The organism is Pseudomonas sp., assembly GCF_049645325.1.
Taxonomy (GTDB): Bacteria; Pseudomonadota; Gammaproteobacteria; order Pseudomonadales; family Pseudomonadaceae; genus Aquipseudomonas.
Window position 1 is genome coordinate 1 of sequence record NZ_JBARTQ010000131.1, and the last position, 12,851, is coordinate 12,851.

Annotated in this window: 11 protein-coding genes and 1 tRNA gene; 9 read left to right on the plus strand and 3 right to left on the minus strand. The window is 57.7% G+C overall.

The window, feature by feature from the left end; all coding sequences use genetic code 11:
- Positions 1-20: 20 nt before the first annotated feature.
- Positions 21-1,412: a GABA permease gene (gene gabP, locus WBB95_RS05760; protein ID WP_424486679.1), complete on the minus strand. Its 1,392-nt coding sequence runs from the start codon at positions 1,410-1,412 to the stop codon at positions 21-23.
- Positions 1,413-1,966: 554 nt separating this feature from the next.
- Here gabP and WBB95_RS05765 point away from each other — a divergent pair.
- The 5 genes from WBB95_RS05765 to WBB95_RS05785 all read left to right on the plus strand — a co-directional run bounded on the left by WBB95_RS05765 (position 1,967) and on the right by WBB95_RS05785 (position 6,172).
- On the plus strand, positions 1,967-2,740 hold the full coding sequence (locus WBB95_RS05765) for an ABC transporter ATP-binding protein (protein WP_424486680.1): 774 nt from the start codon (positions 1,967-1,969) through the stop codon (positions 2,738-2,740).
- Positions 2,741-2,753: 13 nt separating this feature from the next.
- Complete coding sequence (locus tag WBB95_RS05770; protein WP_424486681.1) at positions 2,754-3,506, plus strand: ABC transporter substrate-binding protein; 753 nt, start codon at positions 2,754-2,756, stop codon at positions 3,504-3,506.
- Between the two features lie 74 nt (positions 3,507-3,580).
- Positions 3,581-4,276, plus strand: a complete 696-nt coding sequence (locus tag WBB95_RS05775; protein ID WP_424486682.1) for an ABC transporter permease — start codon at positions 3,581-3,583, stop codon at positions 4,274-4,276.
- 38 nt (positions 4,277-4,314) lie between these two features.
- A complete protein-coding gene (locus WBB95_RS05780; protein WP_424486689.1) occupies positions 4,315-5,004 on the plus strand; it encodes an ABC transporter permease in 690 nt (229 codons plus the stop codon).
- Complete coding sequence (locus tag WBB95_RS05785) at positions 4,985-6,172, plus strand: methyltransferase (protein WP_424486683.1); 1,188 nt, start codon at positions 4,985-4,987, stop codon at positions 6,170-6,172. Before WBB95_RS05780 ends, WBB95_RS05785 begins: the two co-directional genes overlap by 20 nt.
- Positions 6,173-6,413: 241 nt before the next feature.
- Here the strand turns inward: WBB95_RS05785 and bcsQ (WBB95_RS05790) are convergent, their stop codons facing one another.
- Both bcsQ (WBB95_RS05790) and bcsQ (WBB95_RS05795) read right to left on the minus strand, forming a co-directional pair.
- Positions 6,414-7,313 carry a cellulose biosynthesis protein BcsQ gene (gene bcsQ / locus WBB95_RS05790; protein WP_424486684.1) on the minus strand — a complete coding sequence of 300 codons (900 nt, stop codon included), beginning with the start codon at positions 7,311-7,313 and terminating at the stop codon, positions 6,414-6,416.
- Positions 7,314-7,500: 187 nt separating this feature from the next.
- Positions 7,501-8,451: a cellulose biosynthesis protein BcsQ gene (gene bcsQ / locus WBB95_RS05795; protein WP_424486685.1), complete on the minus strand. Its 951-nt coding sequence runs from the start codon at positions 8,449-8,451 to the stop codon at positions 7,501-7,503.
- A gap of 373 nt (positions 8,452-8,824) precedes the next feature.
- On the opposite strand from bcsQ (WBB95_RS05795), the gene WBB95_RS05800 reads away from it, so the two are divergent.
- The 4 genes from WBB95_RS05800 to WBB95_RS05815 form a co-directional block, all read left to right on the plus strand.
- Positions 8,825-9,058: a DUF2790 domain-containing protein gene (locus tag WBB95_RS05800; protein ID WP_424486686.1), complete on the plus strand. Its 234-nt coding sequence runs from the start codon at positions 8,825-8,827 to the stop codon at positions 9,056-9,058.
- A gap of 137 nt (positions 9,059-9,195) precedes the next feature.
- A tRNA-Thr gene (locus WBB95_RS05805) sits at positions 9,196-9,271 on the plus strand.
- Between the two features lie 172 nt (positions 9,272-9,443).
- On the plus strand, positions 9,444-10,766 hold the full coding sequence (locus WBB95_RS05810) for a tyrosine-type recombinase/integrase (RefSeq protein WP_424486687.1): 1,323 nt from the start codon (positions 9,444-9,446) through the stop codon (positions 10,764-10,766).
- Positions 10,767-11,930: 1,164 nt separating this feature from the next.
- On the plus strand, positions 11,931-12,851 hold a 921-nt coding region (locus tag WBB95_RS05815), incomplete at its 3' end, for a hypothetical protein (protein WP_424486688.1).

The following is a 12,851-nucleotide window of genomic DNA, read 5'->3' on the forward strand; positions in this document are numbered from 1 at the left end:
GAGCACCGCAGTCCATCACATCAATTGAGCACCGCAGCGCCGACCTTCTGCGCCTTGCGACGGCTCGCCACATACAGCCCCGCCAGCACCACCAGCAAGCTCAACACGCCAGTCGCAATGATCTCGACCCGGTGCGCTTCCTGGAACAGCATGATGGTCAACGTGCCGACGATGAACACCATCACCGCGTAGGTCAGGCCAGGGAACAGCCACATCTTGAACACAATCTTCTCGCCCGCGGCCGTGCGCTTCTGGCGCATGCGCAGTTGCGACACTGCAATCACCAGATACACCAGCAGCGCGATGGCGCCGGAGCTGGCCAGCAGGAATTCAAACACTGCCGCCGGGGCTACATAGTTGGCGAACACCGCCAGGAATGCCGCGCCAGTGGACAGCAATACGGCGTAGTAAGGCGTGCCGCTCTTGTTGGTGCGCTTGGCCACAGCCGGTGCGTCACCGCGACGGCCCAGGGAAAACAGCATGCGCGAGGCGGTGTACAGCGCCGAGTTCAGGCAGCTGGTCACGGCAACCAACACCACCAGGTCGACGATCAGCTTCGCATTCGGGATGCCCATGCGTTCCAGCACGGTCTGGTAGGAACCTACCGCCGCCAGGGTCGGATCGTTCCACGGCACCAGGGACACCACGATGAAGATCGACAGCAGGTAGAACAAGCCAATCCGCCAGATCACCGAGTTGGTGGCCTTGGTGATTTGCTGGCCCGGGTTCTTCGATTCGGCCGCCGCGATGGTGACGATCTCAGTGCCCATGAAGGAGAACATGGTGGTCAGGATCGCTGCCAAGACCGCGCCCATGCCGTTTGGCATAAAGCCTTGGGTGTCGAACAGATGCGAAACGCCGCTGACCTGGCTGGTCGGCAGGAAGCCGAAGATTGCCGCGAGGCCGAGGATCACAAAGCCCACGATCGCCACGACTTTGATCAGCGCAAACCAGAACTCGAATTCACCGTAGTTCTTCACGCTGAACAGGTTGGTTGCAGTCAGCAGCAAGGTGATGATCAGGGTAAAGGCCCAGATGGCCACGCCAGGGAACCAGGCGTGGAGAATGGTCGCCGCCGCGTTGGCTTCCAACGGAATCACCAACACCCAGAACCACCAGTACAGCCAGCCGATAGTGAAACCGGCCCAGTGACCGATCGCGCGGTCGGCGTAGGTTGAGAACGAACCGGTGTCCGGTGAAGCGACGGCCATCTCGGCCAGCATGCGCATCACCAACACCACCAGCGTGCCCGCAGCGGCGTAAGCCAGCAGTACGGCCGGGCCGGCGGCAGCAATCGCGTGGCCGGAGCCAACAAACAAACCGGCACCGATGACGCCGGCAATCGACAGCATGGTGACGTGACGCGGTTTGAGCCCCTGTTCGAGGTCATTGGAGCTTTGCGTACTACTCATTGACACACCTTTACGAGGAATTGCGAAAACGGTCCGCCCGGCCTGCGATCTTTCTCGTGAAAAGAAACCAACGGGGCGTTCTTTATTTTTTACGCAAGATTTGCGCCAAAATGTTACAGAGCCGCGGTTGACGCGGGCTGTAGGACAATTCAGCAGACGTCGCAAGTCATTGAGAACAATGGCATTCCGCTATAGCGTTACCGTGCGACTCACTTCAAGCACGCATGAGCGCACCAAAATCACACACAAAAAGTACGTGACGCTCCATTAAAGGGCTGATATGGACCGTTTGCCCGGTTAACCCTTCCAACACCCGGCCAAAGCTGGCACCATCGCGCCCTTTTTTACGCGAAGCCTGTGGATTTACCGGGTTCAAACGTCTGTAGGTTGTTGATGGCGCGACACGCTGCTGTGCCGATGCGACACCCTGCCGCAGACACCGGTTAACCGTCCGCAGCGCTGTTGGCTGCCATCCGAACGCTATGCTAGCTTGGCGCCTCGCCAGGAAGGCGGCCCAACAGCTTCGAACGCAACGAACACAATGAGGACCGCACATGGCCGAGGCCGCGCCCGCGCTTGAAATCCGCAACTTGCATAAACGCTATGGTGAGCTGGAGGTACTCAAAGGTATCTCGCTGACCGCCCGCGACGGCGACGTGATCTCGATCCTGGGTTCCTCCGGCTCCGGCAAGTCCACCTTCCTGCGTTGCATCAACCTGCTGGAAAACCCGCACCAGGGCCAGATTCTGGTGGCCGGCGAAGAGCTCAAGCTCAAGGCCGCGAAAAACGGCGAGTTGATGGCCGCCGACGGCAAACAGATCAACCGCCTGCGCAGCGAAATCGGTTTTGTGTTTCAAAACTTTAACCTGTGGCCGCACATGAGCATCCTCGACAACATCATCGAGGCGCCCCGTCGTGTGCTCGGCCAAAGCAAGGCCGAAGCCATAGAAGTGGCCGAAGCCTTGCTGGCCAAGGTCGGCATCAGCGACAAGCGTCACGCTTACCCTGCGCAACTGTCTGGCGGCCAGCAACAACGGGCGGCCATTGCGCGCACCCTGGCGATGCAGCCCAAGGTCATCCTGTTCGACGAGCCGACGTCGGCGCTTGACCCGGAAATGGTTCAGGAAGTACTTAGTGTGATCCGCGCGCTGGCCGAGGAAGGCCGCACCATGCTGCTGGTCACCCATGAAATGGGCTTCGCCCGTCAGGTGTCCAGTGAAGTGGTGTTCCTGCACCAGGGCCTGGTCGAAGAGCAAGGATCGCCACAGCAGGTGTTTGAAAACCCGCTTTCGGCGCGCTGCAAACAATTCATGTCCAGCAACCGCTAACGGAGCAACATGCATGCAGAACTATAAAAAATTCCTTCTGGCTGCGGCCGTCTCGATGGCGTTCAGCGCCACGGCCATGGCAGAAACCTTGAAGATGGGGATCGAAGCGGCCTACCCGCCCTTCAACAATAAAGACGCCAGCGGCAACGTGGTCGGTTTCGACAAAGACATCGGGGACGCCCTGTGCGCCAAGATGAAAGTCGAGAAGTGCGAAGTGTATGTGTCCGACTGGGACGGCATCATCCCGGCCCTGAACGCCAAGAAGTTCGACTTCCTGGTGTCCTCGCTGTCGATCACCGATGAGCGCAAGCAGGCCGTCGACTTCACCGACCCGTACTACTCCAACAAGCTGCAATTCATCGCCCCTAAAGCCACCGCAGACTTCAAGACCGACGCGGGCTACCTGAAGGGCAAGATCATCGGTGCACAGCGCGCGACGCTGGCCGGTACTTACCTGGAAGACAAGCTGCCTGATACCGAAGCCAAGCTCTACGACACCCAGGAAAACGCCTACCTTGACCTGACCTCCGGCCGTTTGGACGGGATCCTCGCCGACAAGTACGTGCAATATGAATGGCTCAAGAGCAAAGACGGTTCGGCCTATGAGTTCAAAGGCGACCCGGTGGTAGAGAGCGACAAGATCGGTATCGCCGTACGCAAAGGCGACCCACTGCGCGAGCGCCTGAACAAAGCCCTGGCAGAGATCAAGGCAGACGGCACCTACAAGAAGATCAACGACAAGTACTTCCCGTTCAGCATCGAATGACCTGAACGACCTGACCGGCGCGCTCCCCCGAGCGCGTCGGCTTTAAGCCTTGCCTGCCGCGATATGAAAACACCATGAATTTCGATCTCTACGGATTCGGCCCGGCGCTCGCTGCCGGCGCGCTGATGACCGTCAAACTGGCACTCACGGCCTTGTGCCTGGGGCTGGTGCTGGGCCTTGCCGGCGCCTTGGCCAAGACCTCGCCCTATAAGCCGTTGCAATGGCTTGGCGGTGCTTACTCGACCATCGTTCGCGGCATTCCCGAGCTGCTGTGGGTGCTGCTGATTTACTTCGGCACGGTCAACCTGATGCGTGCCCTCGGCGAATTTTTCGGTAACCCCGACTTTTCCCTGAGTGCCTTTGCCGCCGGGGTGATTGCCCTGGGCCTGTGCTTTGGCGCCTACGCCACCGAAGTGTTTCGTGGCGCGATCCTCGCCATTCCCAAGGGCCACCGCGAAGCCGGTGTGGCGCTGGGCCTGTCGAAGGTGCGAATTTTCACCCGGTTGATCATGCCGCAGATGTGGCGCATCGCCCTGCCCGGCCTGGGCAACCTGTTCATGATCCTGATGAAGGACACCGCGCTGGTGTCGGTGATCGGCCTTGAAGAAATCATGCGCCACGCGCAAATCGGCGTGACCGTCACCAAGCAGCCGTTCACCTTCTTTATGGTCGCCGCCTTTATGTACCTGGGCCTGACGGTACTGGCGATGACCGGCATGCACTTCCTGGAAAAACGCGCCGCCCGCGGCTTTGCAAGGAGCACCCAATGAGCGGTGACTACAGCTGGCTGTCGCACTTCGACCTGGGCCTGAACTGGGCCGTGATCATCAAGTGGCTGCCCAAGTTGGCCCAGGGCGCGACCCTGACCCTGGAGCTCGTGGCCATCGCGGTGATCGCCGGTTTGCTGCTGGCGATTCCCCTGGGCATCGCGCGTTCCTCGCGTCGCTGGTACGTGAGCGCCCTGCCCTACGCCTATATTTTCTTCTTCCGCGGCACGCCGTTGCTGGTGCAGTTGTTCCTGGTCTATTACGGCCTGGCGCAGTTCGACGCGGTGCGCAGCAGCTTCATGTGGCCGTACCTGCGCGACCCGTTCTGGTGTGCCACCGCCACCATGACCCTGCACACCGCTGCGTACATCGCCGAGATCCTGCGCGGCGCGATCCAGGCCATTCCGCCGGGCGAGATCGAAGCGGCACGCGCTTTGGGCATGTCCAAGCCGAAGACGCTGTTCTACATCATCTTGCCGCGCGCCTCGCGCATCGGCCTGCCGGCCTACAGCAACGAAGTGATCCTGATGCTCAAGGCCAGCGCCCTGGCCAGCACCGTGACCTTGCTGGAACTGACCGGCATGGCGCGAACCATCATTGCGCGCACGTACTTGCCGGTGGAGATCTTCTTCGCGGCCGGGCTGTTCTATTTGCTGATGGCTTACATCCTGGTGCGCGGCTTCAAACTGCTTGAACGCTGGCTGCGCGTCGATGCCTGCCAAGGACGTTGAAGCGCGCTTTGCGGCGCTGGACGCGTTTCTGATCGAGCACCAAGGGCTTTGGAGACCACGGCCCTTTACGCACCTGCATTTACCCTGGGAAACCGAGCATACCGAGCTCGCCCAGTGGTTGCGCCAACGCTCGCTGGCCGATGCCGAGGCCAGTCATAACCAACCCCATGCGCTGGCGGCACCGGCGCCCTTTCCACAACTGGCGGAACAAGCGCTTCGTTTAAGTGCTGTGGATCAGTTACCCACGCGCACGCTTGAACCCGCGCGCCATCGCCTGAACGTCGACGTGCCCGGCCGCAAGTGGCAACAAATTGAAGCCTTCGGCGCCGCGCTTGGTTTTGCCCAGACCCCTGGGCATTGGCTGGACTGGTGCGCCGGTAAAGGCCACCTTGGCCGCCGCCTTTTGCAACCCGGCCAACACCTGACCTGCCTGGAATACGACCCGGCCCTGATCGCCGCCGGCCAGGCCTTGAGCGACCACCACGGTTTGCCCGTCACCCATCGCCTGCAAAACGTGATGGCCGATGTGGCGATCAGCCCCGAACACACACCCGTCGCCCTGCACGCCTGCGGCGACCTGCACGTGCGCTTGTTGCAACTGGCCAGCGCGGCGGGCTGCAAACAACTGGCACTGGCGCCGTGCTGTTACAACCGTATCAATGCTGACCGCTACCAACCTATGTCCCACGCGGGCCGCGCATCGCGCCTGCAGCTGTCGATCGATGACCTGGGCCTGCCGCTGAGCGAAACCGTGACCGCCGGCAATCGCGTGCGCCAGCAACGGGACACGTCCATGGCCCAGCGCCTGGGTTTCGATCAATTGCAAAGGCAACTGCGTGGGTGCGACGAATACCTGCCCACGCCTTCCTTGCCCGCGAGTTGGCTGGACAAGCCGTTTGCCGACTACTGCCGCGAACTGGCGAGCCTCAAAGGTTTATCCACCGGGGAACAGGATTGGGTCGCGCTGGAAGCCCACGGCTGGCGCCGCTTGGCGCAAGTGCGCAATCTGGAGTTGGTGCGCGGTCTGTTTCGACGCCCGCTGGAAATGTGGCTGGTGCTGGACCGCGCACTTTTCCTCGCGGAACAAGGCTACAAGGTTGAGATAGGCAGCTTCTGCGAATCCACCCTGACGCCACGCAACCTGATGGTGCTGGCCGAGCGCGATTAGGGCGCAAAATTTCCTGCGCGTGCCCTGTGGATAACTCTGTTGATGAATTCTTTACAGAGGCTTGCGCCATCAGCGCTACAGCGCAAAAGGCAGGCTGGTCATTTTTTGTTCACAAAATAAAACGCACACAAAACAGGCAGTTGCAGCGTGTTGAGAACGGCTCCACAAAATGGCTGTTTCGTGACGGCAACAACCAACCGATTGTGCATAAGCATCTGGCGATAAGCGTATAAACCGCGCGTTACGCGCGCCTTTTCGGCGCCTTCAACAGCTGGCAAATCTCGTTGAAATCGTCGCTGGCCAAGCGCTTCGCCACGTTGTCCAACGGGTCGGCTGCAAACGCCAGCGCCTCGTTGATCTTCATATCGCGATGAACCTCCAGCGGCGCTTTGCCGAGCCGTTGTTTGAACGCCTCAACCATGTCCAGGGTGAAGGCATTGCTCTCGTCCACTTGGTTAACCACCACATGCACAGCCGGCGGGTGTTCGCCTTCCAGGTGCGGAGCCAGCAATACATCCAGATGGTCGAGGGTGCCCAGGCACGCGGCGTCGGCTTGCACGACCACCAGCACCACGTCGGCGACGTTCAGCGCTTGATGGAAGTAGACGTTATTGCCGGCCGGCGTGTCGATAATGACCGTCTGGCGCTCGCTCAAGCCCAGGGACACAAGGCGCTGCGCCAGCCAGTGCGGCTCGTGCTTGAGCCAGCGTTCGAGGTTTTCCTGCTGCAGGATGTCGATGTCACCGAAGGAAATCACCTGGCACCCGGCAAAACCCAGCTGCTGCAACGGCGCCCACTGCCCATGCTCCAGGCTGGTGCGGCCGATACCGGGCAATAAAGCACTGACGCCGAAGTGATGGTGCAGCGCGTTCTGCGGGTCAAGGTCCAGCGCCACCACCGATTCGCCGAGGCGCTGCAAACCGCTGCTCAAGGCCGTGGCCAAGGTGCTGCGGCCGACCCCGCCATTGATCGACACCAACGCCACCACTTTGGGGCGCAGCGCAGCGGCTTCAATCGGTTGGGAATGGGTGTTTTCGTCGGCGGGCACGCTGCCGAAGAAGTGCATGCGCGCATTAATGCCTTGGGCATCATGGGTCACGTTTTTGCCGAACAATGCCAGCAGTTCTTCACTAAGGCTCATAGCCTGCTCCTCACGACGCAGCTTAAAGACGTGAAGGTCGGCAAGCAGTACTCACCGCAGGTCTTTTTATAGGCGTCCCAGTTGTCGCATTCTGTGACAGCGAAGGCAAAGTGTCATTATTTTGATGTTTTTGCTGGCTGTTTTTTAGACAAGCGGTAAATAGTCAATTTAATGGCCGACACTTTGTTCAATGCATGCGCACCTTAAGCGCGCGGCATAACGCATTCACGTCCTGGCTGCCGACGCTGTCTAGCACAGGGTCAAGTGGGTCATGCCCATAGGCCTGGGCTTCGCGGAACGCGGGGTCACGATGGACCGCCCCCAACACCGCATCGCCGAGGCGCAACTTGAATACGCCGGCCATGTCTTGGCTGAACGCGTGATTTCCATCGACCTGATTGATCACATAGAAACGTTGTGGCGGCGACTCGCCCTGAAGGTACGGCGCGAGCACCTCGTCCATGTTGGCCAGGCGGCGGAAGGACGCCGCGTCTGGCTTGACCACCACCAACACCACGTCGGCCAGCGACATCGCCTGGTTCAGGTACACCGTATTACCGGCCGGCACGTCGATAACCACCGTGTCCTGGCCATTCAGCCCGAGCCCGGCCAGGCGCTTGCCGAGAAAGTCGAGATCCTGGCCCAGCCAGCGCGTCAGGCTTTGTTGCTGCACCCCGTCAGTCTCACCAAAGGCCACCAGACGGCAACCAGCAAAACCGCGTTCGGGCAGTGCCTGCCAGGTTTGATTGAGCAGGCTGGTCGCGCCAATGCCTGGCAGATCAACGCCCGGGCACAAGTGATGGCGCAGCGCATTTTGCGGGTCCAGGTCCAACGCCAGCGCCGGGTGCCCCTGACGCTGCAGACCACTGGCAAGCGCCGCGGCCAAGGTGCTGCGCCCCACACCGCCGGTGGCGGAAACCACCACCACGACCTTCGGCGCCAGCGGATCGGAATACACCTCGCCCCGAGGGCCTTCCATCAGCTCAGGCGGGCGCAGATCATTCGCAGCGCCATGGTTCAAATGATCGAGCAAACGCCGCAAAGGCGCCGAGGCCGACTCGCGCGCCACGTCCGGCTCGCTCAACGAATTCGCACCCAGTGCGGTGTAAAGTTTTGAAATATGCTCTGCACGCCCCACTGACTGCTCCTCCTTCTTGAACCACCGTTTAAGTAAGTCGCGCATTGTGTGATATCACACTGATGGTGTCAGTATTTTGGTGTTTGTAACGAAATGCTTTCGGATGAGCGGCATGGCGCCATTTTTATGGCTCGCACCTTTATTCTAGCTATCTACTTTTAAATCAACGGTCTAGCTTATTTTTGTGTGCTTTCTGATCAGTCCTTACCCATTTTTGCTAATCGAGCAGCTCCCTACGATTCCCTTCGTATCAGCGCGTACACAAAGCTTTACTCGCTACACAACGAGACAAAACCCGCACTTTGCGACACAGCCCAGATACCTCCCGGGCATTCAATGGCCTCACCCCAACCATTGACCAGAGGCCACCACCATGAACCCCAACAACTGGAAATCCCTCATCGCCGCCAGCCTGTTTGCGGCAAGCTTCGCCGCCCATGCCGACATCAACCACACGCCCGACATCCAGCGAGTAGTCTCCACCACCGAAGACACCCGCTCCGGCTGCGGCGTGGTCAACGCCCACCTGACCTACCTCGACTCCAAAGGCCAGACACAGGTGCTGGAATACATGAAATTCACCGACAACTGCGGCGACGGCAACTGAGCCGCTTGGCCGACGGTTAAGCCCCCTTAGAGCGACGAAAAAGCAGCAATCGCAAAAAAACCTCTGCTTTTGCAAAAATAGTCAGAATTCAGGGGTTTACAGACGCTTGCCAATCGCTATAATCGTCGCCCTAACACGCCGGTATAGCTCAGTTGGTAGAGCAACTGACTTGTAATCAGTAGGTCCCGGGTTCGACTCCTGGTGCCGGCACCATACAAGGTTCCAGAGAAGGCTTTCAAAATCTCTGGAACCCCCGAAAAACCCGCCTTCTGGCGGGTTTTTTCGTTTTAGCGTTCCATCGGTTTCCGTCAGAAACTGGTGGATTCCAACCGTTTTAAGGGTAGAGTTTGGGATACAGGTCACTTCGATAAAAGGGAGTACCCTTATGTCGCGCACCACAGCTCCGCTCTCCGACGCAGCTTGCCGCTTGGCAAAACCTACAGACCGCGCCTACAAGCTTTTCGACGGCGACGGCCTCTACCTCCTAGTCCAACCCAATGGCCGCAAAGGCTGGCGGCTCCGTTACGTCAAACCTGACGGACGCGAAGGACTGACCTCGTTCGGCAATTACCCCGTCATTGGCCTCGCCGATGCGCGCCGCAAGCGCTTGGAAGTTAAGCGAATGCTGGCGGATGGCGTTGATCCTATAGAGACCAAGCACCAAGCCAAGGCGGAAGCCGTAATCAAAGGCAGAACCTTTGAAAGCGTTGCGCTCGACTGGCATACGGAAATGTCGGCCAAGTGGGCACCAGGCCATTCCAAGACAGTGATGAGCCGCCTCAAAACCCACGTATTCCCGCTGATCGGCGCAAGCGCCATCGTTGATCTCGACACCCATGACCTTATGCAGCCCTTGGAAGCGATCAAGAAGCGCGGAACGATCGACGTTGCTTTAAGGGTACAAAACTATCTGCAGAGCATCATGCGCGAGGCAAAGCGCCAACGGCTTATCACCATAAACCCTGCTTACGATCTCGAAGGCTCGATCAAAGCCCCGCGGGTGGTACATCGCCCCGCTCTACCCTTATCGCGACTGCCGGAACTGCAGGAGCGGATCGACACCTATAAAGGCCGGGCACTTACCCGTCTGACGGTGATGCTGTCGCTGCATGTGTTTGTACGATCCAGCGAACTGCGTTTCGCCCGCTGGAGCGAGTTCGACCTCAAGCGCGGTACCTGGGAGATACCGGACACTCGACCAGCGTTGGAAGGCGTACCCTTTTCCACAAGGGGTACGAAGATGGCAGGGGATATCCATTTAGTACCCTTATCGCCGCAAGCAGTGGCGCTACTCGAAAAAATCCATGCACTCACAGGCAAATTCGCATTGGTCTTCGCAGGGGATGCCAAACCCTGGAAGCCCATGTCCGAAAATACCGTGAACAACGCGCTACGGACGATGGGATACGACACCAAAACCGATATCTGTGGACATGGGTTTCGTTCGATGGCCTGCAGCGCACTGATCGAGTCAGGACTGTGGTCGGAGACAGCTATTGAACGGCAGATGAGCCACAAGGAGCGCAACAACGTCCGCGCCGCTTACATCCACAAGGCTGAGTTCATCGAGGAACGCAGGCTGATCATGAACTGGTGGAGTCGGTACCTGGAGGCCAACCGGCAGGAGCATGTCACCCCCCACGAATTCGCGAATCAGACCGGACCGAACGTCACTCGCTTAAAAGCAAAACGTGGCGCAAATGAGTAAGCGCTCGGTCTTCATATTTCAGTGATCCGCTTGTCCACGCGGGTCCATCCAAGCAGGGCTGCAAAGCCGCCCTGCTTGGATGGACCTCACTTAAAAAATCTAAAGTCCATGCAACTGTCTGTGGAAAACCACAGATTTCCACCGGTGGATAATTTCATCCACAGCCGCAGAACTCCCAAAAATTCGAGCCTTGACCCAATTTATCCACAGGCGTAGAAAAGATCGAGCAAAGGGCTGTCGTTGACAGCAATCCAGGTAGCCAGAACCTTTAAGGCTACGCCACACCGTGGTGGTTCTCCCAAAGTGCGATTAGCGTCCGGCGGCTCGCATGGTCACAGCGATGTGATGGATGCCTACTTTTAACAGTGTGCCCACTGCGGCAACTCATCCCCTTTCATAGCTGCCCTGCAGCAACCTATCCGCTTGGCCATTTCCTTGCGCCAGCCTGCGCCCGTCTCTTTCTTCCGGAAAGAGACGGGCGCTCCTACCGCTGCTGCAGCCCAACTCGTACAAGGCTTTGCGGCATTCCCCCTCGTGACAATCGGCGTGACAAACACCGAAAAGTCACCAGCAACAGCGATGCAGATGATGGTGCCGCAGCCTACAAAATGGACTGCACCTGACTGACAGTCAGGCACGCCCCGGTCATCGCTTCACTGCCTTCACCTGACTCAGGATCTCGCGGCAACGGTCTCGTCAGCCAGTGCAGCCTCCACCCGCCCACTTCCTCGGAAGTGCTCAGGAGGCCAGATCATGAGATGCCCAAGCTCCCGGTCGTAAAGAGCCGTCAGTCCCGCGTTAGTGGACAACCCTCACAGGTCGCAGGGGCCTTGATCCCTGATAACACTAAACATTCTTGGCGGGATGACGTGGGGGAGGTATTGACGTTTACCTTCGAGTGGAGTCTGGTCACGTTTTTGCTCGGGAAACTATACGAGCGAAATTTTGGGAAGGATCGGCAGCTAGGTTCCGCCGAGCCATGGACAATGCGGGACAGGCTTGGAGGTGGTCACTTCGGTAAAGTTGACACACAGTGATCGGCTGTGAGCACTCGGACGGTGCTATGAGTCGGAGGTCGAGTGTAAGATCTGAAATATTAGGAACCGAGCCAAATGCCACAACACTTAAACCAATAAATAAAACTGGTCAATATAAGGAAATACGATGATCGATTTAAATCATGCACTAATGGACACACCAAACAACCGCAACGAAACCACTAAAGAGTTTTCCTCATGCTGGAATTCACTTGGCTTATATCATTCCACTCAGTATGTTTTGAGGCTGAGCTACCAAGTACACAATCTTGTTGAGAGCGCCGCCAATAAAAAAAATGGCGGAGTGACACACGAAGAACTGCAAGCCTATTCAACCTACATACATGAGACCGTGCATTGGTGGCAGCATATTGGATCAACAATTGGATTCATTATGAGCATGTGCTATCCGGCAGAGGCACATTCAAATCTTGAGCATCTCCAGCAGCTAGCAAAATCCAAAAATGCCAAAAAACCGTTAAGGTCATGGGCGGAATCTGAAATGCGGAATGGCAAAGATCATCGAGACAAGGACGTTGCGGCAGCAAATGCCGCAGTCAATAACTCTCTTGACATCGCATTCTACCGAACCTTGATGATGGGAGTTAGAATTGAAAACACTGTAGCCACACAATATTTTGAATCTACGGGCCATTCATTTAGGATTGCTTATGATACAGCAATTAATACTTTAAGAGCTGTTTTTGACCCCGAGGCCGTATTTTTACCTAATCCAGACGACTGGAATGATGGCCTAAAAGATCTAGAAGAGAAGGAAGTCACTGGCTACTATTACGGCTCCCCAATCCCAAGGTATCCAATAAAAGGTCTTGATATAATAGAGGGCCAAGCTAGATTCATCCAGCTACAATTTCTATATTTTGCAACAGGGGAGCGCATTCAATTTGATCAATTTGAGAAAGAAAATTATCTCCTAGATGAATACGGAGATGCATTTAGATTTTTCCTTGAAAACACCTCAAGCAAAACCCCGAAAACTATGGGGGACCCCATTGTCTCTCTATTCCTGTTAGTTTGTGATATATCC